Origin of the sequence: Mesorhizobium sp. M1365 (genome assembly GCF_040317865.1) — a bacterium.
In the GTDB taxonomy this organism is placed as follows: domain Bacteria; phylum Pseudomonadota; class Alphaproteobacteria; order Rhizobiales; family Rhizobiaceae; genus Mesorhizobium.
The window spans coordinates 51,528-74,568 of the sequence record NZ_JAMYLG010000005.1; the positions used below are offsets into that span (position 1 = coordinate 51,528).

General features: G+C 63.2%; 22 protein-coding genes and 1 riboswitch. Of the genes, 9 read left to right on the top strand and 13 right to left on the bottom strand.

What is annotated here, in order from left to right; translation table 11 throughout:
* Positions 1 to 103 precede the first annotated feature (103 nt).
* A riboswitch (FMN riboswitch) is annotated at positions 104 to 250 on the top strand.
* A gap of 77 nt (positions 251 to 327) precedes the next feature.
* The 3 genes from NKH04_RS08010 (at position 328) to dhaL (ending at position 2,525) form a co-directional block, all read left to right on the top strand.
* A complete protein-coding gene (locus tag NKH04_RS08010) occupies positions 328 to 801 on the top strand; it encodes a 6,7-dimethyl-8-ribityllumazine synthase (protein WP_353044197.1) in 474 nt (157 codons plus the stop codon).
* Between the two features lie 68 nt (positions 802 to 869).
* The gene (locus NKH04_RS08015; RefSeq protein ID WP_352612252.1) at positions 870 to 1,877 is read left to right on the top strand and encodes a dihydroxyacetone kinase subunit DhaK; all 1,008 of its coding nucleotides are present in this window, start codon (positions 870 to 872) and stop codon (positions 1,875 to 1,877) included.
* A gap of 9 nt (positions 1,878 to 1,886) precedes the next feature.
* Positions 1,887 to 2,525 (top strand): dihydroxyacetone kinase subunit DhaL, encoded by a 639-nt coding sequence (gene dhaL, locus NKH04_RS08020; protein WP_352472272.1) that lies wholly within the window; start codon positions 1,887 to 1,889, stop codon positions 2,523 to 2,525.
* On the opposite strand, the gene derI is transcribed toward dhaL, so the two are convergent.
* The 3 genes from derI to NKH04_RS08035 are packed head-to-tail and all read right to left on the bottom strand — an operon-like array spanning position 2,522 to position 4,525.
* A complete protein-coding gene (derI, locus tag NKH04_RS08025) occupies positions 2,522 to 2,965 on the bottom strand; it encodes a D-erythrulose-4-phosphate isomerase (protein ID WP_023676015.1) in 444 nt (147 codons plus the stop codon). The genes dhaL and derI overlap by 4 nt on opposite strands.
* Before the next feature lie 26 nt (positions 2,966 to 2,991).
* A complete protein-coding gene (locus NKH04_RS08030; protein WP_352472271.1) occupies positions 2,992 to 3,750 on the bottom strand; it encodes a triose-phosphate isomerase in 759 nt (252 codons plus the stop codon).
* Between the two features lie 10 nt (positions 3,751 to 3,760).
* A complete protein-coding gene (locus NKH04_RS08035) occupies positions 3,761 to 4,525 on the bottom strand; it encodes a DeoR/GlpR family DNA-binding transcription regulator (RefSeq protein WP_023676017.1) in 765 nt (254 codons plus the stop codon).
* 255 nt (positions 4,526 to 4,780) lie between these two features.
* Between NKH04_RS08035 and fba the strand changes: the two genes are divergently transcribed.
* Complete coding sequence (gene fba, locus NKH04_RS08040) at positions 4,781 to 5,845, top strand: class II fructose-bisphosphate aldolase (RefSeq protein WP_353044198.1); 1,065 nt, start codon at positions 4,781 to 4,783, stop codon at positions 5,843 to 5,845.
* Between the two features lie 47 nt (positions 5,846 to 5,892).
* On the opposite strand, the gene NKH04_RS08045 is transcribed toward fba, so the two are convergent.
* From NKH04_RS08045 to NKH04_RS08090, 10 genes are all read right to left on the bottom strand, one after another.
* On the bottom strand, positions 5,893 to 6,831 hold the full coding sequence (locus NKH04_RS08045) for a sugar phosphate isomerase/epimerase family protein (protein WP_352472317.1): 939 nt from the start codon (positions 6,829 to 6,831) through the stop codon (positions 5,893 to 5,895).
* Positions 6,831 to 8,348 (bottom strand): glycerol-3-phosphate dehydrogenase, encoded by a 1,518-nt coding sequence (locus tag NKH04_RS08050; RefSeq protein ID WP_353044199.1) that lies wholly within the window; start codon positions 8,346 to 8,348, stop codon positions 6,831 to 6,833. Before NKH04_RS08050 ends, NKH04_RS08045 begins: the two co-directional genes overlap by 1 nt.
* A 19-nt stretch (positions 8,349 to 8,367) precedes the next feature.
* Positions 8,368 to 9,408, bottom strand: coding sequence for a 2-hydroxyacid dehydrogenase (locus NKH04_RS08055; protein ID WP_352612246.1), 1,041 nt, complete (start codon positions 9,406 to 9,408; stop codon positions 8,368 to 8,370).
* Positions 9,409 to 9,415: 7 nt separating this feature from the next.
* The gene (locus NKH04_RS08060; RefSeq protein ID WP_352472265.1) at positions 9,416 to 10,978 is read right to left on the bottom strand and encodes an FGGY-family carbohydrate kinase; all 1,563 of its coding nucleotides are present in this window, start codon (positions 10,976 to 10,978) and stop codon (positions 9,416 to 9,418) included.
* Positions 10,978 to 12,102 (bottom strand): ABC transporter ATP-binding protein, encoded by a 1,125-nt coding sequence (locus tag NKH04_RS08065; protein WP_352680995.1) that lies wholly within the window; start codon positions 12,100 to 12,102, stop codon positions 10,978 to 10,980. The genes NKH04_RS08060 and NKH04_RS08065 overlap by 1 nt, the downstream gene beginning before the upstream one ends.
* Positions 12,099 to 13,217, bottom strand: coding sequence for an ABC transporter ATP-binding protein (locus NKH04_RS08070; RefSeq protein WP_352680993.1), 1,119 nt, complete (start codon positions 13,215 to 13,217; stop codon positions 12,099 to 12,101). The genes NKH04_RS08065 and NKH04_RS08070 overlap by 4 nt, the downstream gene beginning before the upstream one ends.
* Positions 13,218 to 13,221: 4 nt before the next feature.
* On the bottom strand, positions 13,222 to 14,079 hold the full coding sequence (locus tag NKH04_RS08075) for a carbohydrate ABC transporter permease (RefSeq protein ID WP_023676025.1): 858 nt from the start codon (positions 14,077 to 14,079) through the stop codon (positions 13,222 to 13,224).
* 9 nt (positions 14,080 to 14,088) lie between these two features.
* Positions 14,089 to 15,012 carry a carbohydrate ABC transporter permease gene (locus NKH04_RS08080; RefSeq protein ID WP_352452414.1) on the bottom strand — a complete coding sequence of 308 codons (924 nt, stop codon included), beginning with the start codon at positions 15,010 to 15,012 and terminating at the stop codon, positions 14,089 to 14,091.
* Between the two features lie 152 nt (positions 15,013 to 15,164).
* Positions 15,165 to 16,610, bottom strand: coding sequence for an ABC transporter substrate-binding protein (locus NKH04_RS08085; protein ID WP_352455241.1), 1,446 nt, complete (start codon positions 16,608 to 16,610; stop codon positions 15,165 to 15,167).
* Positions 16,611 to 16,654: 44 nt separating this feature from the next.
* A complete protein-coding gene (locus NKH04_RS08090; RefSeq protein WP_023676028.1) occupies positions 16,655 to 17,629 on the bottom strand; it encodes a sugar-binding transcriptional regulator in 975 nt (324 codons plus the stop codon).
* A 227-nt stretch (positions 17,630 to 17,856) separates the two neighbouring features.
* Between NKH04_RS08090 and NKH04_RS08095 the strand changes: the two genes are divergently transcribed.
* From NKH04_RS08095 to NKH04_RS08115, 5 genes are all read left to right on the top strand, one after another.
* Positions 17,857 to 18,900: a LacI family DNA-binding transcriptional regulator gene (locus NKH04_RS08095; RefSeq protein WP_353044200.1), complete on the top strand. Its 1,044-nt coding sequence runs from the start codon at positions 17,857 to 17,859 to the stop codon at positions 18,898 to 18,900.
* A gap of 36 nt (positions 18,901 to 18,936) precedes the next feature.
* Positions 18,937 to 20,205: an ABC transporter substrate-binding protein gene (locus NKH04_RS08100; RefSeq protein ID WP_352472255.1), complete on the top strand. Its 1,269-nt coding sequence runs from the start codon at positions 18,937 to 18,939 to the stop codon at positions 20,203 to 20,205.
* 75 nt (positions 20,206 to 20,280) lie between these two features.
* A complete protein-coding gene (locus NKH04_RS08105; protein ID WP_352472253.1) occupies positions 20,281 to 21,126 on the top strand; it encodes a carbohydrate ABC transporter permease in 846 nt (281 codons plus the stop codon).
* Complete coding sequence (locus NKH04_RS08110) at positions 21,123 to 21,965, top strand: carbohydrate ABC transporter permease (RefSeq protein WP_353044201.1); 843 nt, start codon at positions 21,123 to 21,125, stop codon at positions 21,963 to 21,965. Before NKH04_RS08105 ends, NKH04_RS08110 begins: the two co-directional genes overlap by 4 nt.
* A gap of 21 nt (positions 21,966 to 21,986) precedes the next feature.
* Positions 21,987 to 23,027 (top strand): ABC transporter ATP-binding protein, encoded by a 1,041-nt coding sequence (locus tag NKH04_RS08115; RefSeq protein ID WP_352542239.1) that lies wholly within the window; start codon positions 21,987 to 21,989, stop codon positions 23,025 to 23,027.
* Positions 23,028 to 23,041: the final 14 nt, after the last annotated feature.

Genomic DNA, 23,041 nt, shown 5'->3' on the forward strand with positions numbered 1-23,041 from the left:
CGCCCTCAACGGTGACCAGGTCGAAACGGATCGCTATTTCTGCGCCATCGACGACGACGCCGGTGGTTGACAGCGCTTTCCGACCCTTCCATACAAACGCCGTCAATGTTCTCAGGGCGGGGTGAAAGTCCCCACCGGCGGTAAGGGTCTCGGCCCAAGCCCGCGAGCGCTTTCCGGTTAGCCGGAGAGGTCAGCAGATCCGGTGTGATTCCGGAGCCGACGGTCACAGTCCGGATGGAAGAGAACGAAATGGAAGACGGTCCGCTTTCGCGGTTCAGACTCCGTATCGTGCGTCCTGATTCTGGTTCGAAACGGAAGGATGGACCCATGAATCAGCATTCCCACAACGACTATGAAGCGATCCGCGTTGCCGTCATTCGCGCGCGTTGGCATGCCGATATCGTCGACCAATGCGTTGAAGCATTCGAGGCGGAACTGGCGGTTCTCGGAGAGAAACGCTTTGCCGTCGATGTCTTCGATGTGCCTGGCGCTTATGAGATTCCCCTGCATGCAAAGACGCTTGCCGTGACCGGCCGCTATGCCGCTATCCTCGGCGCCGCGTTCGTCGTCAATGGCGGCATCTACCGGCACGAGTTTGTTGCAAGCGTGGTCATCGACGGTATGATGAATGTGCAATTGTCGACTGGCGTGCCGGTGCTTTCGGCGGTGCTGACGCCACACAACTACCATGACAGCGCGGACCATCACCGCTTCTTCTTCGAGCATTTCAGGGTCAAAGGCAAAGAGGCGGCCAGTGCCTGCGTGCAACTGCTGGCAGCACGCGAACGCATCGCGGCGTGAAATCTCCGTCGCGGGTGGAAATCCCGGTAAGGCGCTGTAGTATCTCACGAAAACCAGGGAGGATGCCGGTGCAGACCAAGAAGATCATCAATGACGGTAACCGCTCCGTCGATGAGATGCTGGAGGGCATCCTGGCCGCGCATCCGCGCCATCTCAGAAGTGCGGACGGCAGCCGGCGCTCCATCATCGCCCGCGACGGCCCACGCCCAGGCAAGGTCGGTCTCGTCATCGGTGGCGGCTCGGGCCACGAGCCGACCTTCCTCGGCTTCGTCGGCAAGGGGCTGGCCGACGCCGCCGCGATCGGCAATGTCTTCGCCTCGCCGCCGCCGGACCCGATCCTCGAATGCGCCAAGGCGGCCAGCGGTGGCGCCGGCGTGCTGTTCATGTACGGCAACTATGCCGGCGACGTGATGAACTTCGACATGGCCGCCGAAATGGCGGCAATGGACGACATCGAGGTGCGCACCGTGCTGACCACCGACGATGTCGCCTCGGCGCCGCGCGACCAGAGGCAGAAGCGGCGCGGCGTCGCCGGCAATTTCTTCATCTTCAAGGCCGCCGGTGCCGCATGCGACCAGATGCTGTCATTCGATGAATGCGAGCGTATCGCCAGGAAGGCCAACGATCACACCTTCACCATGGGCGTGGCGCTGTCGCCCTGCTCGCTGCCGCAGACCCGCCGGCCCAATTTCGAGATCGGCCCGGACGAAATGGAGATCGGCATGGGCATCCACGGCGAGCCAGGCACCGCGCGTGGAAAGTTGAAAACGGCCGACGAGATCACCGACGAAATGCTGGACAAGGTCCTCGACGAGATGGCGCCGGCGCGCGGCGATAAGGTCGCCGTTCTGGTCAATTCGCTCGGCTCAACGCCGTTGATGGAGCTCTACATCATGAACCGACGCGTCAAGCAGAGGCTGGATGACGTCGGTATTTCCGTCCATGCGACCTGGGTCGGCAATTACTGCACCTCGCTCGAAATGGCCGGCGCCTCGGTGACGCTGATGCATCTCGACGGCGAGTTGCAGGCGATGCTCGACCATCCTTGCGACGGCGCCATGTTCCGCGCCGGCTGAGAAAGCATCATGACCTCGATCGATTCAGTCGGCTTGAAAAGAATGTTCGATGAGATCGCGGCGGCGATCGACGCCGACAAGGACAGGCTCTGCCAACTCGACGGCGTCATCGGCGACGCCGACCATGGCATCGCCATGGCACTAGGCTTCACAGCTGCGCGCGATGCACTAGCGCAACTCGACCTCGCGGCGACCGAGCCGACGGCGCTGCTCAACACTGCGGCGAAATCCTTCCTCAACGCGGTCGGCGCCTCGTCAGGCCCGCTCTATGCGACCGCCTTCATGCGCGGTGCCGCCGCCGTCAAAGGCAAGGCAATTCTGGAGGACGCTGACACCATCGCCATGCTCCGGGCGATGGCGCAAGGCATCCAGGATCGCGGCAAGGCCGAGCTCGGCGAAAAGACCATGGTCGACGCCTGGCTGCCGGCTGCGCAAGCAGCGGGTGCCGCGCAGGAAGCCGGCAAGAGCCTGTCCGAGAGCCTGGAGGCTGCACTTGCAGCGGCCGAACGAGGTGCCGAGGCGACCAAGGACATGATCGCCGCCAAGGGCCGCTCATCGCGGCTCGGCGAGCGCTCGCTCGGGCATATGGACCCCGGCGCCGCATCGGCCGTGACGATTATCAGAGCGATGTGGAACAGTCTGGCTTAACCCCGCTTCGCCGCGTCGAGCCTGTCGATCGCCTGGACATTGCCGGCCGACGGTCCCTTCTCATCGAATTCCGATGCAAGCCATGCATCGACGATCGACTTGGCCAGTTCCGGGCCGATGACGCGGGCGCCCATGGTGATGATCTGGGCGTTGTTGGATTTTGCCGCGCGCTCGGCCGAATAGGTGTCGTGGGTGAGTGCGGCGCGAATGCCGGGCACCTTGTTGGCGGATATGGATACGCCGATGCCGGTGCCGCAAAACAGGATGCCGCGATCGTTTTCGCCGTCCAGGATGGTCTGGGCGAGCTTCTGTGACAGGTCGGCATAGTAGCCCGACTGGCTGAGGTCGCTAACCGTGAGGCCGGGCTTGGTAGCGAGGTGAGCGGCAATGACGTCGAGCAGCGGCTTACCGGCGCTATCAGCTCCAATGGCAATTTTCATGTTCCGTTTCCTTCCTGTTTGGTGATTCAGATCGCCGCCGAGGCGCGCTTGAGGATGTCGATATAGCCGTCCGCCTGCCAGGCCGAGCGGCCGATGAACAAGCCGTCGATGTTGGGCTGGCCGACCAGTTCGGCGGCATTTTGCGGATTGACGCTGCCGCCATAAAGCACCGGCGGCACCACCGGCAGCAGGTCGCGTGCGATTTTCTTGATTAGCGCCTGCTGCCTGTCGGCATAGTCCGAACTGGCCGGCACGCCCTTGTCGCCGATCGCCCAGACGGGCTCATAGGCAAACAGGATCGTCGCCGCCTTCGCCGCGCCTTCGAGAAACTGCAGCGCGCCGTGCACCTGCAAGGCCAGCACCGCAGCGGCCTGCCCGCTGTCGCGTTGAGCCAGGGTCTCGCCGACGCAGATGAGTGGCACGAGACCGTGCTTCACCGCCGCCGCAGTCTTCAGACCGACGGCGTTGTCGGTCTCGCCGAAATGCTCGCGCCGTTCGCTGTGGCCGAGCTCGACCATGTCGAGGCCGCAGTCTTTCAGCATGACCGGCGAGATCTCGCCGGTCCAGGCGCCGGCGTCGGCCCAATGCATGTTCTGCGCGCCGACCTTGATGCGCGTCGGCGACAGCGCTTTCTTGACCTCGCGGATCGCCGTGAAGGGCGGGATGACGAAAGGCTGGATGCGCTCGTCGAAACCGGGGACGAACTCCGCCAGCGCCTCGGCGAAAGCCATCGCCTCGGCGAGCGTCTTGTTCATTTTCCAGCTGGTGCCGACCCAATAAACCATACGTGCCCTCCTATTCTGCGATCACTGTCAGCGAAACGCCGGCACCATCCAGCGCGGCGCGCATCTGCGGCTGCGGCTCGCGGCCGGTGAAGACCGTGTCAAAGGCCTTGAGATCTGTCAGGAAGTGCAAGGCAGTGCGGCCGAATTTCCCATGATCGACCAGCAGATATTTGCGCGCTGCTGCGGCCATCATCAGCCGTTTGGTCTGGACCACTTCCTGATCCTGGTGAAAGGCAGAGGCACCATGGATGGCCGATGACGACAGGAACGCGACATCGGCGCGCAATGATTTCAGCGTGTCCTCGGCGAGCAGGCCGAAGAAGCCGTGAAACTTCTTGTTGTATTGGCCGCCGAGCGCAATCAGGTTGATGCCGGCAACGCCCGCCAAATCCTGGATGACGGCCAGATTGTTCGAGATCACCGTCAGCGGACGCAGATCGGCAAGATGCCGAGCAACGCCGCCCGCGGTTGAGCCATCGTCGATGATCACCGTCTGACCCGGTTCGATCATCGTCACGGCAGCGGCGGCGATGCGCTTCTTCTCGTCGCCGGCCAGCCGCTGGCGGTAGCGGAAATCGCTCTCGAAAAGGCTGCTCGGCTGGATCGAGGCGCCGCCGCGCACCTTGCGCAGGAAGCCGCTTTCCTCGAGCTCGTCGAGGTCGCGGTGGACAGTCATCTTTGACACGCCGAAGCGTGAGGCAAGATCGTCGACACTGGCGGTGCCGATGTCCATCAGAAAATCCATGATGCCTTGCCGGCGGCCGTCGCTCTTCATTTCCGCGGCATCCTTGTGCAATCCGGTTCCGAGATATAACAGCAAACGTCGCACAAGCCACCAAATTTTTGTGATAATGTTATATCTCTTTGGGATATCATGACGCTTCTGGTCGCGTCCTGTAACAAGAATTGCTGCCGGCCGAGCGCCCAGCGGTTGCGGTGCCGCGGAAATCCGGCCAGAAGCATCAGGGGCTCGTCGACAACCGAACGGCCCGCAAACACTGGCTCGAAACCGGATACGGGAGACTACTGAGTGGCTCGCATCACACTGAGACAATTGCTCGATCATGCCGCCGAATACGGCTATGGCGTGCCTGCCTTCAACATGAACAATATGGAACAGGGCCTCGCCATCATGGAGGCAGCCGAGGAGACCAAATCGCCGGTTATCCTGCAGGCGAGCCGCGGCGCCCGAGCCTACGCCAACGACGTGGTGCTAGCCAAGCTGATCGACGCGCTGGTCGAAATCCATCCCGATATCCCGGTCTGCATGCATCTCGACCATGGCAACAACGAAGCCACCTGCGTCACCGCGATCCAGCACGGCTTCACTTCGGTGATGATGGACGGATCGCTGAAGGAAGACGGCAAGACGCCGGCCGACTACGCCTATAATTCCGGCATCACCCGCCGCGTCGTCGACATGGCGCATTGGGGCGGCATCTCGGTGGAAGGCGAGATCGGCGTCCTTGGATCGCTTGAGATGGGCGGCGGCGAGCAGGAAGACGGCCATGGCGTCGAGGGCGTCATCAGCCACGACCAGCTGCTGACCGATCCCGTGCAGGCCGAACAGTTCGTGCGCGACACCCGTGTCGATGCGCTGGCAGTCGCCATGGGCACCAGCCACGGCGCCTACAAGTTCAGCCGCAAGCCGGACGGCGCTGTACTGGCCATGAACGTCATCGAGGAAATCCACCGCCGTCTGCCGAGTATGCATCTCGTCATGCACGGCTCGTCCTCGGTGCCGGAGGAGTTGCAGGAGATCATCAACAAATATGGCGGCCAGATGAAGCCGACATGGGGCGTGCCGGTCGAAGAGATCCAGCGCGGCATCAAGCACGGGGTGCGCAAGATCAATATCGATACCGACAACCGCATGGCGCTGACCGGCGCAATCCGCAAGGTGCTGACCGAGAACCCGAGCGAATTCGATCCGCGCAAATATCTGACGCCGGCAATGGCCGCGATGCGGAAGCTGTGCAAGGAGCGCTTCGAGCAATTCGGCACCGCCGGCAACGCACCGAAGATCAAGCCGCTGCCGCTGTCGGAAATGGCCAAGCGCTACAAGTCCGGAAGCCTCGATCCGAAATTTGGCTGACGTATTCCGGCTCTGAGCAGGAGCTGCCTCAGCTCCTGCTCATCCGATCATGCTCGCGGCAAGAGATCGGCCCTGCCGGTCTCGATAAAGGGTGCCCAGTAGTCGACCGACTCGCGGATCATGGCGATGACCTGGTGGTCGACGGGCTCGCGCTCGCGGAACGACAATTCGAGGCAGATCTCGTTGTCGACGCCGCCGCCACGGCGAACCGTCTCCAGCAGCTTTTCCGGCGTGATGCGGCCGTCCTTGTTGTGAGCGGCAATGAACGGCCAGTGACCACCCTTATTCATCGACGACTGCTTGACGTGGATGATCGGCGATTGCCTGGGAAAGGCTTCGGCCCAGGCATAAGGGTCGGTGTCCGCCGGATTGCTCGAGGTCACGTCGCCATGGTCGATGTCGACCATCATCTTGAACGGGACGGCCATGCCGGCCGCTTCGATCTCGCGCTGCAGTGCCCGGCAGCTTTCGATCGTATGGCCGAATTCGCGGCCGACCGACATCGGCTCCCAGAACAGGTAGGTCAAGCCGGCTGCTTTGGCATGCTCGGCGACCTCGCGCCAGCATTCCAGCGCGATGTCGAAAAGCCGCGCGCGACGTTCAGGATTGTCGTAATCCCGGTGAGTGAAGATCGCGAATTGCGTGCCCATGCCTGCGGCGCCGAGCTCGGCCGAAACTTCTGAAAAGGTCTTGAACCAGTCGACGTAGTAGCGCCGCACGTCGGCATCGGGATGGCCGAAATGATTGAGCCGGCCGTAAGGGCCGGTCATCGCGGAGGTCACGCGCACCCCGGTGCGGTCGAGCGCGGAGCGGAACAGGCGGACGAATTTGGCGATCGTCGCCGCCGGCCAGCCGGGATTGACGAATTCATGGGTGAGTTGGACGTCCCTGATACCGATCTGATAGGCGATCGCGTCGATCAGGTCGTCCGGCTCCGCAAAGCGGTTGACCAGCGGATTGGTGTTGAGCGAAAGCGTAAAGGCCATCAGCCGGCCTTTGCCAGCCGGCTCGAGCACCAGTCCTCGAAGGCGGTTCTTTCCGCGGCGGACAGATGCAGGCCGTGCTTGGTGCGCCTTTCGAGAATATCGGCGGCGGTCTCGGCCCATTCATGCTCGAACAGGTAATTGGCTTCGCGCTCGAAAAAATCCTTGCCGAAGCGCCGGCCCAGTTCGGCGAGCGAGGTGGCCGCGCCGACCAGATCGCGCGTCCTTGTGCCGAAGAGCCTGCCGTAATGCTTGACCAGCGATGCCGGCATCCAGGGAAATTCATGGCCGAGGTCGCCGAGGAACTGCTCGAAATCGGCATTGGCGATATCGCCGCCCGGCAGGTGCCCTTTCGAGGTCCACGGCTTGCCCATTTTCGGAAAGAACGGGGCGATACGGTCGAGCGCGTGCTCGGCCAATTTGCGGAAGGTGGTGATCTTGCCGCCGAAGACCGAAAGCAGCGGCGCCTGCCCAGCCGGTGCGTCGAGTTCGAATATGTAATCGCGGGTCACCGCGCTCGGATTGTCGGCATTGTCGTCATAGAGCGGCCTGACGCCGGAAAACGAGTAGACGACGTCGCTTCGTGCGAGCTGGCGCTTGAAGTAGCGATTGACTGCCTTGATCAGGTAATCGATCTCGCTCGCATCGGCGGTCACGTCCTCCGGCCGCCCTTCATAGGGAATGTCAGTGGTGCCGATCAGCGCCAGATCGTCCTGATAGGGATTGATGAAGATCACCCGCTTGTCGCTGTTCTGAACGAGATAGGCCTGCCGCCCTTCCCAGAATTTCGGCACAACGATGTGGCTGCCCTTGACCAGGCGCACGTTGCGCCTGGAATTCTGGCCGCCGACGCGGTTGATGACGTCGTTGACCCAGGGTCCGGCGGCGTTGATCAGCGCCCGTGCCCGGACTGTGGTCCTGACGCCGGTTCGACCGTCGCGCATCTCCACCGACCACAGGCCGTTTTCGCGGCGGGCAGCGGTGCAGGCAGTGCGGGTGAATATCCTGGCCCCACGCTCCGCGGCGTCGAGCGCATTGATGACGACCAGGCGGGCGTCGTCGACCCAGCAGTCGGAATATTCGAAGCCGCGCTTGAAGCTGTCCTTGATCGGCGCGCCTTCTGGCGCGGTGCGCAGGTCGAGCGTGCGGGTGGCCGGCAGTCGCTTGCGGCCGCCAAGATGGTCGTAGAGGAACAGGCCGAGCCGCACCAGCCAGGCCGGCCGATCATCGGGGCTGTGTGGCAGCACGAAGCGCATCGGCCAGATGATGTGCTGCGCGGATTCGAGCAGCACCTCGCGCTCGATCAGCGCCTCCCGCACCAGGCGGAACTCGTAATATTCGAGATAGCGCAAACCGCCATGAACGAGCTTTCCCGATCGCGAACTGGTGCCCTCGGCAAGATCGTCCTTTTCGCAAAGAATGACCGACAGACCCCGGCCCGCCGCATCGCGCGCGATTCCGGCGCCATTGACACCGCCGCCGATGACGAAGAGGTCGACGATTTCGGTTTCACCGTTCATCTCGCTCTATGCCCTGTCGTCAGCATGGATTGACCGGAGGCAGCCCGGCGATGTAGCGGCGCACTTCCTCGGCCGCCTGCTCGGCCGCGTAGGTCACGGTGCGTACCGACGCGCCGGCGATATGCGGCGTCAGCGTCACGTTCGGCAGTTGCAACAGCGGCCAGTCGGCAGGCACCGGCTCGATGGCGAACGTCTCCAGCATAGCGCTGCCGATCTGCCCCGAGACGAGCGCATCGTAGAGCGCATCGTAGTCGACCAGCGGTCCGCGCGCGGTATTGACGAAGATTACGCCGGGTTTCATCCGGGCGATGGCGTTCTTGCCGATCAGGCCGCGCGTCTCCTCGGTGACCCGGGAATGCAGCGTGACCACATCGGAGCGCGACAGCAGATCGTCCAGCGCAACCAGTTCGACGCCGGCATTGCGGTCCTCGGCGCTCAATTGCACATAGGGATCGCAAACCAAGATGCGGCAGCCGAAGGCGCGCAGCAGGCGAACCAGCCTGGTGCCGATATTGCCGTAGCCGATGACGCCGACGGTCATTTCGTTGAGCTCGCGGCCGGTGCGATCGGCGCGGTAGAGATCGCCGCGCCATTCGCCCTTGCGCAAGGCTTCGTGACCGACGCGGATCAGCCGCGTTTCAGCGAGAATGGCGCCGATGGTGAACTCGGCCACGGCGCTGGCGTTGCGGCCGGGCACATTGACCACGGTGATGCCGTGGGCCTTGGCGGCGGCCATGTCGATGTTGATCGGTCCGCCGCGCGAGACCGCAACCAGCTTGAGCGTGGGCAGGCGCTGCATCATGCTTTCGGAGAGCGGCGCAAGCTGGGTGACGAAGATTTCGGCGTCGCCGATGAAATCCACCACCTCGTCGGGATCGCCGAAATACTCCTTGACCTTGTCCAGACCAAGCGCGGCATTGCCGAATTGCATCGGCTCGTCGGGCCAAGCGGTCTCAATGCTGCGGATGTCGAGATTGTCGCCGCAGGCCGCCTCGATTTTCTCGCGAAACACTTCCGGAAGCATGAAGCGGTCGCCGATGATCGCAATTTTCTTGGGCATGCTCTTCTCAATTCACGTCGGTTTGCCTGGACGCGGCCATCGAGCGCCAGACCGGCCGCAGCGCCTCATGCGCCAATGTGTAGGACGGAGCCATCGCCTCATAGGCAGCGGCAAGTTTCCGATCGCTGGGTTCGGCCGTACGGAGCAAAGGCGTGACCCATTCGCTGACGCAATCGTCCATCGATGCGTATTGGCCGACGCAGACCGCAGCAATCATTGCGGCGCCCGCAGCACCGGCCTCCTCGCGCTCGCTGGTGCGAATGTCGGCGCCGACCGCAGCACCCAGGATCTTGCGCAGAGCCGGGCTCCTGGCCGCTCCGCCGGTCAGGCGGATTTCCTTGGGCAGGGGCCCCATGGCGGCGTAGCAATCGCGCGCCGCGAAAGCCAGCCCCTCGAACACCGCGCGGACTATGTCGGCATAGCCGTGCCTGGACGAAATGCCGATGAAGCCGGCCCTGGCATTGGCATCGACGAACGGCCCGCGCTCGCCGGCCTCCGAGACATAGGGCTGGTAGAGCAGCGCGCCTGGCTCGGACGACGATATCCACTGGTCGACCAGCGCGATCATCTCGCCATTGGTCCGCGTAATACCTTGCGAGGCGAGAATGCCGGAGGCGAGGCCAAGGACCCAGTCGATATTGAGCGTTGCCGCCATGTTCGACTGCATCTGCGCAAAGACGCCGGGTGCCGGCATCGTCATCGTGTAGCCGGTTGCAGCCTCGTTGAGCAGAACCTGGTCCGGCGTTTCGGCAAGCCGCATATGCATTCCGGTGGAGCCGATGATCGAGCATCCCGGCTTGCGTTCGCGATCGAACAGGCCGGCGCCGAGCGCCGTGCAGGCGACATCGACATAGGCCAGAACGACCGGTGTGCCGGCGAGCAGGCCGGTCGCATCGGCTGCTGCCGCCGACAGCGAGGTGCTTTGCCTGGTGCCATCGACGATGGGCGGCAACAGATGCCGGAGATCGGTGACGCCGAGTACCTCGAGCACATCATCGCAATAGCCGCGCGTGCGGAAGTCGCCGAAGGTGAAGGTGCCCTCGGACGGGTCGGTGGCGCGGTGGCCGGTCAGCTTGAAATAGAGCCAGTCCTTGCAGTGGAACGCCGTCGCTGCATTGGCAAGCATCGCGGGCATGTGGCGCTTCATGAACACGAACTGCGATCCCTGCTGGCAGGCAGCGAGCCCGCTGCCGGTCTTTTCGAAGCGCAGCCGGTCCTCCGGCCGCGCGCGGATCTCCTCGACGACCGCGGCAGCGCGCGCGTCGAGCCACAGCCAGCCCTTGGCAACCGGCTCGCCATCCTTGTCGATCAGCCAGGTACCGTCGCCCTGCCCGGTCACGGCGATGGCAATGGTCCGGCTGGCGAGATCCGGCACCTTGTCGGCAAGCTCGCACAAGGTCGTCGCGGTATCGGCCCAGGTGCGTGTCAGGTCCTGCTCGGCGCCGCCGCCCGGCAGTGTCTCGTATTTATTGGGCAGCGCGGCGGACGCGATCTGCCTGCCCGCCGTGTCAAAGGCGACGGATTTTATGACAGACGTGCCGGCGTCGATGCCGATCAGCACATCCTGCATCAAGCCAGCTCCGTGCCGTGCGAAATGGCATTGCCGCTCGCCTGATCGAAGACGTGAAGGTTTTTCGGATCGATGCTGATCTTGATCGGCGCGCCAAGCTCCAAGCGGGTTCGGTCATGTTCGACCAGGACCAGCGAACCGCCGGCGAAATCGGCGGCGATATGGGTCTGGTCGCCGAGCCATTGATTGGCCGAAACCGTCGCCGGCACACCATCCTTCGAGCGGCGGACCGCATAGGGCCTGACGCCGATGACGACGCGCTGCCGGTTGAGCAATTCGTCGCGAACCGGGCCGCTGAACGCATCCTTGTCGTAGTCGAGCGAAAGCCCGTCGGGCAGCTTGAGACTGATCTTGCCGGCGGCCGTGCCGACATAGGCCTCGAAGACATTCATCGGCGGCTCGCCAACGAAGGTGCCGGTGAACAGGTTTGCCGGCCGCTCCTTGAGCCTGTCAGGCGTATCGAACTGCTGCAGCACGCCGCCCTCCATGACGGCAATGCGGTCGGCAAGCGCGTTGGCCTCGGTCTGGTCGTGGGTGACCAGGATCGCGGTCAGGCCGCGCTCCTTGATGAAATGCTTGATGCGGCCGCGCAGCACGGCGCGAAGCTGCGGCTCGAGCTGGCCCATCGGCTCGTCCAGCAGATGCAGGTCGGCCTCGCGGATCAGCGCCCGGCCAAGGCTGGCGCGCTGCTGCTGGCCGCCGGAGATCGAGCTCGGATAGCGCTCGAGAATGTCCTCGATCTCGAGCAGCTTGGCGATGTTGGCAACCTTTGCATCGACTGCACTCTTCGCCAGCCTGGCGGCCTTGAGGGCGAAGGCCATGTTCTCGCGCACGGTCAGCGGCGGGTAGAGCGAATAGCCCTCGAAGGCCATTGCGACGTTGCGCCTGACCGGCGGCAGCATGTGCACTTTGCGGCCGGCAACCGCGATAGCGCCGCGCGAGACCTCTTCGAAGCCTGCGATCATGCGCAATGTCGAGGTCTTGCCGCAGCCGGAGGAGCCGAGCAGCGCCACGATCTCGCCCTTGACGATTTCCATCGTCAGGTTCTTGACGGCGTGTACGCCACGGTCAATCGGACCGTAGAACTTGTCGACGCCCGAAATGGTGATTGCGGTCGGGCTCATGCCGCTTCTCCGCTGCGCAAATTGACGACGTTTTTCGAGCCGATGCGCTCGCCGCTTGTGCGATCGAACAAAAGGGCGCTTTTACTGTCGACGGCAATGTAGACCTTGCCCTCGGATTGGCCCGGTGTCCCGGAAGGACGCGAAACCAGGATTTCACGGCCGCGCACGGTGCGCACCAGCGTGACGATCTTCTCGTTGAGCGGCGTCTCAGCCTCGACCGTCACCGGGATGGCGCCGAGCGTGCGTTCATCGACAAACGCCAGCGCCTCCGGCCGCAAACCGATCACGCAGTCGCGGCCGACCGCCGTCTCATGAGCGCCGGCAAGATGGACCTGGACGTTGGACAGGCCGACATAGATGCCCTTGGCGTCCCGCGCCGGCTTGACGTCCAGAAGGTTGATGGTCGGGTCGCCGAACAGCCGGGCAATCTCGACATTGGCCGGCTCGCGATAGATCTGCTCGGGCGTGCCGAGCTGTTTGACGACGCCCTGCGACATCACCGCGATGCGGTCGCCGAGCGCCATCGCTTCCTTGTAGTCCTGGGTGACGTAGATGACGGTCGCGCCACGATCCGCCAGCAGTCTTGGCAGTTCCAGCCGCATTTCGAAGCGCAATTTGGCATCGACGTTGCGCAAGGGATCATCGAGCAGCAGCACCGGCGGCGAGCCGACCAGGGCGCGGGCAAGCGCCGTGCGTTGCTTCTGGCCATTGGACAGCGCCCGCGGCTTGTGGCTGAGCACATGGCCGATTTTCAACAGCTTGGCGACGCTCTCGACGCCGGTCTTTATCGTGCCTTGCGATGAGTGCTTCGCCTGCAGCGGCGTCGCAATGTTATCGAACGCCGTCATATGCGGGAACAGCGCGAAGTTCTGAAATGCCATGCCGACGCCGCGGAACTCGGCGTCGAGATCGGTCATGTCCTCGCCGCCGATGAGTATCTTTCCCTCGTCGGGGTCGATGACGCCGGCCACCAGCCGCAGCAGAACGGTCTTGCCGGCGCCGGACGGCCCGAACAGGACCAGCGTTTCGCCGTCGGCGACGGTCAGCGACAGATTGTCGAGAACAGTCTGGCTTTTATAGCGCTTGACGATGTTTCGCAGTTCGAGGCTTGCCATCGGACTATCCTTTCACCGCGCCAAGCGACAGGCCTTCGACGAGATAGCGTTGCGCATAGAGCGCGAGCGCCAGCGTTGGCGTGATCGACAGCACGATCGCCGCCGAGATCTGGCCATACTGGATGCCCGAGGAGGTGATGAAGGCGAGCGCGCCGACCGTCACCGGCTGCTTGTCGGCCGAGGCGAGCACCAGCGCAAAAACGAAATTGTTCCAGGCAAAGATGAAGGCGAGCAGACCGGCAGCGGCGATGCCTGGGCCGGCGAGCGGCAGCGCGATCTTGCGGAAGGTGGCAAACCAGGAATGTCCGGCAATGCGGTAGGCGTATTCGATGTCGGCGGGAATGTCCTCGAAATAGCCGCGCACGATCCACAGGATCAACGGCAGGCAGATCAGCTGATAGACCCAGATCAGCCCGATATAGGTGTTGGCCAGCCCGAGCTTCTGGAAATAGAGGGTGAGCGGCAGGAGCACCAGCAGCGCCGGCGCGAACCGGAACGACAGCAGCGTAAAGGCAATGTCCTCCGAGCCGCGGAATTTGTGCCGCGCAAAGGCGTAGGCCGCCGGAACGCCGAGCAGCAACGCGACGGCAACCGAGGTGACCGACAGGAAGACGGAATTCCAGAGGTTGCGCATGAAGGCGATGTCGAGCGTGCCGGCCGCCGTCATCAGCTTGCCGGTGATCAAGGCAGTGTAGTTGGCGAGCGTCGGCTCGAAGACAAGCTGCGGCGGAATCCGCAGGATTGTCTCGTTGGTCTGGAACGACATCATCAGGATCCAGACGATCGGGAACATGAAGAAGATCACGACCAGCGCCAGGGCAATGCCGCGCAGGATGCGTTCGAGAAGCGAGGTGTGTTCCACGCCAGCCTCCTATGCCTGGCCGCGGGCGCGTTCGCGCAGCCGCAGCCAGTTCTTGATGAAAATGTTCGAGAGGAAATAGGTGATCGCCCACAGGATGATCATCAGTGCCGCCGAGCGGCCGACATTGGTCGACTGGAAGAAATTGAGATAGGCCTCGACCTGGAACACGGTCAGCGTGTCGCCCGGACCGCCCTGCGTCATGGCGTAGATGATGTCGAACTGCTGGATGGAATCAAGCAGGCGGAACAGGGTCGCCGTCAGGATGTAGGGGGTCAGCATCGGCAGTGTGATGCGGAAGAAGACGAAGCTGCGTGGCACGCCGTCGAGTGCTGCCGCCTCGAAGGGCTGCGTCGGCAGGCTGCGCAGGCCTGCAAGCAGCAGGATCATGATGAAGGGGGTGTAGACCCAAATGTCGACGAGCACGACGGTGAGCAGCGCCGTCGACGGAGACGAGGCCCAGCGGAAATCCTGCAACCCGATCAGGCTGGCGAGATAGCTGAGCACGCCGAAACCGGGATTGGTCATCAGCTTCCACATCAGCGCGGCGAGCGCCGGCGCCGTCATCAGCGGCATCAGCAGCATGATCGAGATGAAGTTGTTCAGCGTCGAGCGCTTTTGCAGCAGCATGGCGATGCCGAGACCGAGAAGCAGTTCAAGCACAACGGTGATGCCGGCGTAGAGCAGCGAGATCTCCAGGGTGTTCCAGAACTTCGGGTCGGTGAAGAAGGAGATATAGTTGTCGCCCCAGTTGAACTGCCGCGCCCAGGGTTGGCTCAACCGGTAGCGCTGGAACGAATAGACCACCGACGTCAGGAACGGGATCAGGATGCCGATGCAGACCAGCAGAGCCGGCAGGCTGAGGAGATAGGGCAGCACCCGCTTGCTGATCCTGAAGCCCGACGGCCTGTTTCTTTGTATTGTCGCCGCAGTCATCGGCTGCTCCGTCATCCTGTTGCTTCGCCGTCCCGGCCGCCCAAGGGAGCAAGGCGGCCGGTCGGGCGAGCAGGCGGCACCTTTCGGGACCGCGTCGCAAACGTATCACATCTCAAAGGCTGGCCCGCGGACGGGCCAGCCTTGGCCGCGGCTTAGCCGAGCCCGGCTTCCTTGAGCTGGCTGTTGATGCTCTCGGCCAGCTTGTCGAGGCCCTCGTCGACCGGCACTTCCTTGGCCACCATCTTCTGCAGCGTCGCCGCCCATTCGGTGGTGAGATCGAAGAACAGCGGCTGCGGGGTGAACTTGATGCTGGCGCCCGGCGCCGAGACGTCGAACATCTCGACATAACCCGGATAGCTCTTGTTCAGCTTCTCGCGGAACATCTCGTCGTTCCAGACCGACTGACGAACCGGATTGACGAAGTCCATCTTGGTCGCACCGAACAATGCATGCTCGGGTCCGGATGCCCATTGCATGAAGTACCAGGTGGCGTCCTTGTCCTTGGAGAAGTTGGACATCGACAGCGACCAGATCCAGATATTGGGCGTCGGCGCCTTGGCGGCAGGATTGGCCTTGAATGCCGAAAAGGCGAGCTTGCCGGCCATCTTGTTGTCGCCGCCATTCATGAAGTAGCCAAGGATGTCGGCGTCGTAAATCATCGCCGAAGCACCTGCACCGAGATCGGTGCCGACCTGGTACCAGGTGTAGGTCGACCAGTCCTTCGGGCCGCTCTCCTGGATCATCTGGACCCACTGCTTGTGGAAAGCCTTGGATTCGGCGGTGCTCATCGCGGCCGACAGCTTGCCGTCAGCCGAGACGTTCAGGTCCTTCTGGTCGAAATTGGCGTAAGCCGACAGGAATCCCGGGTGGATCGTCGCCCAAGAGCGCGAGCCGCGCACGCCGATGCCGTAGACGCCGCCACCGACGTCCTTGGTGAGCTTCGCCGCCGTAGCGACCATCTCATCCATATTGCCGGGAACGCTGACGCCGACCTTGTCGAACATGCCCTTGTTGTAGGTGATGTTGTTCTGCTCGAAGCCCCACGGAATGCACCATTGCTTGGCGTCCGCCGAACCGAGCGCGCCGCCCGGCTGGCCGTTCCAGGCGCAGGAGTTCTTGACGCCCGGCAGAAAGTCGTCCCAGGCATATTTCGGGTTGGTCTTGGCCGGATCCTTGATCCATTCGTTGAGGTCGGTGATCCAGCCGGCCGGACCGTAGGTCCAGGTCATGTAGGCGCCGGTCATGAAGGCATCGTATTCGGGCGAGCTGGCCGACAGCGCGGCGGTAACCTTGTCGAAATAGACGTCTTCGGGGAACACGTCATAGACGACTTCCATGCCGGTCAGCTTCTTGAAATTGTCGAGGTTGGCAATCATCGCATCGGCGTAAGGATGCTTGTTGAGCAGCAGCTTGATGGTCTTGCCCTTATGCGCCTGCCAGTCGAAATCAGCCGCCAGGGCGCGGGTCTGCCCGAAATTGAGCAGTGTGCCGGCGGTGCTGGCGGCAAGGCCCATTGCACCGAGGCCCTTGATCAGCCCACGGCGGTCGACTTGTCCACGCAGGAATGCGTCGATGAGGTCTTTCTCTTTCTCATGCATTTCTCTTCTCCTCCACAGGGTAGTTTCAACGAAATGGTTGCCGGCTACCCGACCGGCGTCTGTTCCACGAGCGATCGCGCCGTCCGCTCGTCGGTTATCAAGCCTTTGAGATAACGGCCCTCCAGCACTGACTTGATGGCGCGAACCTTCACCTTGCCGCCGGCGACGGCGACAATCCTGCGGTTGCTGATGTCTTCGCGCGCCAGTGCCAGCGCCCGGTCGGAAAGCGTCGTCGCAACGGCCTTTCCGGCATCGTCGAAGAAATGGCCGAGCAGTTCGCCGACACCGCCGTTGCGGCGGATCTCCTCCATCTCGCCCTTCTCGATCATACCGGTGGCGACAAGCGAGGCCTCACGTTCGGCGGTGCCGATGCCGGCGATGAGCAGGTCGGCGGACTTGGCGAGGTCGAAGACATCGCTGACGCCTTTCTGCCCGAGCAACACTGTTCGATCCTCGACCGTGTTGGCGAACATCGGTACGGGCATCACATAGGCCTCCGCACCAGTCCGCTCGGCGACGCGGTGGATGACGTCATGCGGGTTGGCCGAGAACTTCCGCGTCAAGCCGCCAAGCAGCGAGACGAAACGGATCCTGCCGGCCGATATGCGCGGCAGATATTCCACGCAGGCGGCAAGCGTGCGGCCGTGGCCGACGCCGATCAGCGCCTCTTCGCCGCGTTCGATCTCGCGCTTGAGAAACTGCGCGCCGGCAATGCCGAGCGCCTTGAGCGGCAGGTCTTCGGCATCGAAGTCCGGAACCACCTCGCAGTAGTCGAGGCCGTACCGGCCGGACAACTCATCCTCAAGCTCCACGCATTCTGAGACTTCGCCGTCGATGTAGACTTTGACCAGGCCTTCCTGATTGGCCTTGGTGATCAGGCGATGCGCCTTGAGACTGGTCAGGCCAAGCCGTTTGGCGACCTCCGACTGGGTCAGGCCGCCGGCATAGTGAAGCCAGGCGGCACGGGCTGCCATGCCGGTCTCATCGTCGCGCAGCAGGCCGTTGCCAAAACCAACCATTTCCGCCCTTTGATATTTTTATCAGTTGCTGCAAAATTTTTCACAAGGCGTCGCCGGAGTCAAGCAACCGCTGCGTTTAAATCTCCGGCCAGGAGCTTGCCGGCCGGGGCCGAATAGGGCCGCGCTAACCAATGGGCAAGAAACAACACTGACCGCGCGCCATTTGAAACGTTTGCAATTTCGCTTGAAGTGATTACAAACGTTTCAAACTTCGTTCGGGAGGAACGATGCCGGCCCGCGTTACCACCCTCAAGGAACTTGCTGCGCAGCTCGGCCTGTCGATTACCACCGTTTCGCGCGCCCTTGCCGGTCACGAGCAAATTGCCTTGAAAACGCGCCAACGTGTCGCCGAGGCTGCGCATCAGGCCGGCTATGTGCCGAACACCGCAGCCCGCACGCTGGTCTCCGGCCGCAGCGGCTTCGTCGGCATGGTGCTGCCGATCCGCGGCCCCAATCTGGTCGATTCCTTCCTCGGCGAATTCGTCACAGGGCTCGGCGAAGGGCTGGTTTCGCACGGCTCCGACCTGATCCTGGCCGCAGCGGCGCAGGGCCAGTCGGAACTTTCCGTGCTTCGCCATGTCGTCGAATCGGGCCGCGCCGACGGGGTCGTCGTCACCCGCATCGCCGAGGTCGACGAGCGGCTTGCCTATCTGCGCCAGCGCAATTTCCCGTTCGTCGCGCATGGCCGGCTGCTCGACGGCGACTTTGCCTACCATTGGCTCGATACCGATGGCGCGCATGCTTTCGGCGAGGCCTTCGACATGCTCTACGATCTCGGACACCGCCATTTCGGCCTGGTGACGATTTCGGAGCCGATGACATTTCGCCATCTCAGGCAGGACGGGCTCGCCGCCGCGATCGCCCGCCGGGGCGATCCGTCCGTCAGTCTCGATGTGGCGACGGCGCCGCGTTTCGATCGCGGTGCCCGCATCCAGGCAATCAACCGGCTTCTGCACGCCACCGAGCGGCCGACGGCGATTGTCGCACTGTTCGACGAGCTGGCGCTGACTGTGATGGAAGAGGCGGGGCGCGCCGGACTTGCCATTCCTCGCGACCTTTCGGTGATCGGCTTCGACAACATAGCCGCCTCCGCCTATGCGCCGCCGGGGCTGACCACTTTCGACGCCTCGATCCGCCAGTGCGCGCGCGAGATCGGCGAGATGCTGCTGACCGTCATCGGCGACAGGCCGGACGCGCCACTGACGCGGCTGGTCCGGCCGACACTTGTCTCGCGGGCAAGCCATGGCCCGGCACCCACAGGACGGAACTGACGCCTTAGCGGCGCACAACCAGGGAGGAAGACGACGATGAATGCGTTGAGGACATTGGCAAGTGCGGTGCTGGCGTTGTCGCTTGCTGCCGGCGCAGCACAAGCCCAGCAGGTGTTGTTCTGGTCGACACAGGCGCGACCAGTGGAAGAGACACAGAAGATGCGCAGCGAAGTGCTGAAGGGGTTTGACGGCCAGGTCGACTATCAGGTCGCCGAGGACGGGCCCTGGCTCACCCGCCTTCAGGCCGAACTGCAGGCCGGCGCCGGCACCATAGGCGTGCTCGGCGGCCTGCACGGAGACTTCTCCACCGTCGGCGCGAACCTTGTCGATCTCTCTGGCATCGATCTCGGTGGCGTCACGGTCAACGAGACCTACAAGAAGCTCGGCATGCTCGGCACCGGCGAGCAGAAGTACCTGCCATGGATGCAGGCCACCTTTCTGATGGCGGCCAACAAACAGGCGCTGCAATATCTGCCGGCCGGCACCGATCTCAACACCATCACTTATGACCAACTGATCGAGTGGGCGAAAAACATCGCTGAAAAGACCGGTTCGCCCAAATTCGGTTTTCCGGCCGGCCCGAAAGGGCTGAAGCATCGTTTCTTCGAGGGTTTTCTCCTTCCATCGTATACCGGCTCGATGGTGACGAAGTTCCGCTCGGCGGAGGCCGAAACAGCGTGGAACAAGTTCAAGGAATTGTGGCAATACACCAACCCGAATTCGACCAACTATGCCTTCATGCAGGAGCCGCTGCTGACCGGCGAAGTCTGGGTGGCATTCGATCACGTGGCGCGCCTCGCCGACGCCTTCAACCAGAAACCCGATGACTTCGTCGCCTTCCCGGCGCCGGCTGGCCCGGCAGGCCGCGGCTACATGCCGGTGGTGGCCGGCGTCGCTATCCCGAAGACCTCGCCCGACATGGACAAGGCCAAGGCGCTGGTCGCCTATATGCTGAAACCGGAAACCCAGATCGCGACGCTGAAGGCGACAAACTTCTTCCCCATCGTCGACGTCAAGCTGCCCGACGACATGCCGGCCTCGGTGAAGGCCTTCAGCCCAGTGATCGCCACCATGACCGGAGCTCCCGATGCGTTGCCGGCGCTGCTGCCGATGGGACTTGGCGGCCTCGGCGGCAAGTTCAATCAGATCTACACCGACAGCTTCGAGCGCATCGTGCTCGGCGGCGAGGATGTGCACGGCGTGCTCGACGAACAGGCGACGGCGCTGAAAGCGATCATCGAACAGGCGAAGGCGCCGTGCTGGGCGCCCGACAAGCCCTCGCAAGGCGCCTGCCCGGTCGATTAAGAATCCTCCCGGGCGTCGGGATTTCCAGCGCGCCGGGCGCCCACCCCTTTTGAAGCTTCGAATAGAGAGCGCTCCATGCACAGCAAGGCCCTGCCCTATCTGCTGCTGACACCGGCGACGCTGTTCCTCTGCGTCTTCTTCCTCTACCCGTTCGTGTTGGTCGCCTTCGAGGCGTTCACCCGCGACGGCGGCTTTACGCTCGACAATTTCCGCACCATGGCGGGCAGCTGGAAGTTTCCGGTCACTGTCCGCAATACGCTACTGCTGAGCGTCGTCGTCGTGCCGATTCAGTTGGTCATGGCACTGCTGATGGCAACCGCGGTGTCGCGGCTCGAAACGGGACGCAGCGCCGCGCTTTATATCTTCGCCATTCCGCTCGGCATCTCCGATCTGGCCGCCGGGCTGATCTGGCTCGCCATCTTCGACCAGTCCGGCTTCCTGAACACCTTGCTCTCCAATCTCGGCGTCATCGACAGCCCGGTCATGTTCCTCGGCTACCAGAGCAAGCTGACGATCTTCATCGCCGTGGCGCTGGCCGAGATCTGGCGCGCGACCGCCATCATGATGGTCATTCTGGTCGCCGGCATGGGGCTGATCCCCCGGGAATACTACGAGGCGGCGGAGGTTTTTGGCGCTAGCCCGTGGAAGCGCTTCATCAAGATCACGCTGCCTCTGCTGCGCCCAAGCCTGCAGACGGCGATCATCCTGCGCGTCATCCTTGCCTTTGAGGTCTTTGCCGTGGTTGCAGCACTCGGCGGCACCAATCTGCCGGTGCTGATGGGCGAGACCTACAATTGGCAGTTCACGCTGCAGGACCACAATGTCGCCGCCGCCATGGCGCTGTTCATCCTCGCCATCTCGATCGGTTTCACACTGTTCTTCCTGCGTGTGCTGCGTGTGCCGAAGGAGGCGCGGATATGAGCACTGTCGCGGAGATCTCGATCGCCGCGCCTGAGGCCCGCAAAGCCGGCAACTGGCTGCTGGTCGCCACCGTCATCCTGCTTTGCGTCTGGGTGCTGCTGCCGATCTATCTGCTGATCGTCAACGCGCTGTCGTCGCCGGAAGAGGTGACCGCCTTTCCCAAGCGCTTCTTCCCGTCATTCGATTTCGGCAGCCTTGCTTTCTTCATCAATTTCGCCGGCGTCGCCAAGGCGCTGTGGAACTCCGTGCTCGTCGCCACGCTGACGATGATCCTCTCGATCGGCTTCGGCGCACCGGCCGGCTACGCACTGTCGCGCTTCGATTTCCCGGGCAAGGAAACGTTCCGTTTCCTCGTGCTGATGACCCGCGCCTTCCCGCTGCCGCTGCTGGCGCTGCCGCTGGCGGTGATGTTCATCCGCACCGGCCTCGACGACACCGCGATCGGGCTGGCGCTGGTCCACACCACGCTGGCGCTGCCGTTTGCGGTGCTGATCACTTTCTCGCTGTTCTCCGGCATTCCCGTCGAGCTGGAGGAGGCGGCCTGGACGCTCGGCTGCACGAGATTGCAGGCATTCCGAAAAGTCATTCTGCCGCTGGCGCTGCCGGGCATCGCGGCGTCGGCGGTGTTTGCCTTCACCATCTCCTGGAACGAGGTGTTTGCCGCCGCGGTGCTCACCATCGAGAACCGGACGCTGACCGCCTTCCTGCTGCAGAGCCTTGGCGAATCGCCGCTCTACCTCAAATTCACCGGCGGTGCTGCCTTGGTTGTCCCGGCACTGATCTTCATTTTTGCCGTCCGCAAATATCTGTTCGCCATGTGGGGGATCGCCAATCGATGACGCGCACCAAAGAGAACGCCGATGGCTGAGATCGTCATCAAGCAGGTGGCAAAACGTTTCGGCGGCTTCACCGCCCTGCATTCGATCGACCTGACCATCGCCGACCAGGAATTCATGGTGCTGCTCGGCGCCTCGGGTTGCGGCAAGACCACGCTGCTGAGGATCGTCGCCGGGCTGGAAACGCCAAGCCAGGGCGAGGTCTGGATCGGCGGCCGTCGCGTCGACCATCTGCCGCCGCGCGAACGCGGCATCGCTATGGTGTTCCAGAATTACGCCGTGTTTCCGCACCTGACGGTATTCGAGAATATCGCCTTCGGCCTGCGCATGAAGAAGCTGCCGCAGCAGGAGGTCGACGGGCGCGTCAACCGCACCGCCGAGCTAATGCATATCGAACAGCTTTTGAAGCGCTATTCGGGCCAGCTTTCCGGCGGTCAGCGCCAACGCGTGGCTGTGGCCCGCGCCCTGGCGATGGAGCCTGACGTGATCTTGATGGACGAGCCGCTGTCCAACCTGGACGCGCTGCTGCGGCTCGAAATGCGCGCCGAGCTCAAAGGTGTGCTCGCGGCGTCCAAGACCACCACCATCTACGTTACCCACGACCAGGTCGAGGCGATGAGCCTTGCCGACCGCATCGCCGTCATGCATCAGGGCCGTATCGTCCAGGCCGCCTCGCCGGTAGAGGTCTACCGCAATCCGGCGGCCCGCTTCGTCGGCTCCTTCATCGGCAACCCGCCGATGAATTTCATCCCGGCGACGAAGACGGCCGACGGCAGTTGGACCGTCGCCGGGCTGACGCTGCCCGGCCCCAAATCGGACAAGCAGACGATAGAATTCGCCATTCGCCCCGAGGATGTAGACGCCGGCAACGAAGGTATTAACGCCACGGTGCGCGTTGTCGAGCCGCTCGGACCGCACACGCTGGTCACCTGCGGCGTCGAGGGCGGCCTGTTCCGCGCCATCCTCGAATCGAATGCCACGGTCGCCGTCGGCGATCACTTGCGGCTTTCGCCCAAACCCGATCGCATCCGCTGGTTCGATCCCGAAACCACCAACGCCCTTTGATCCCCTTCGATTCT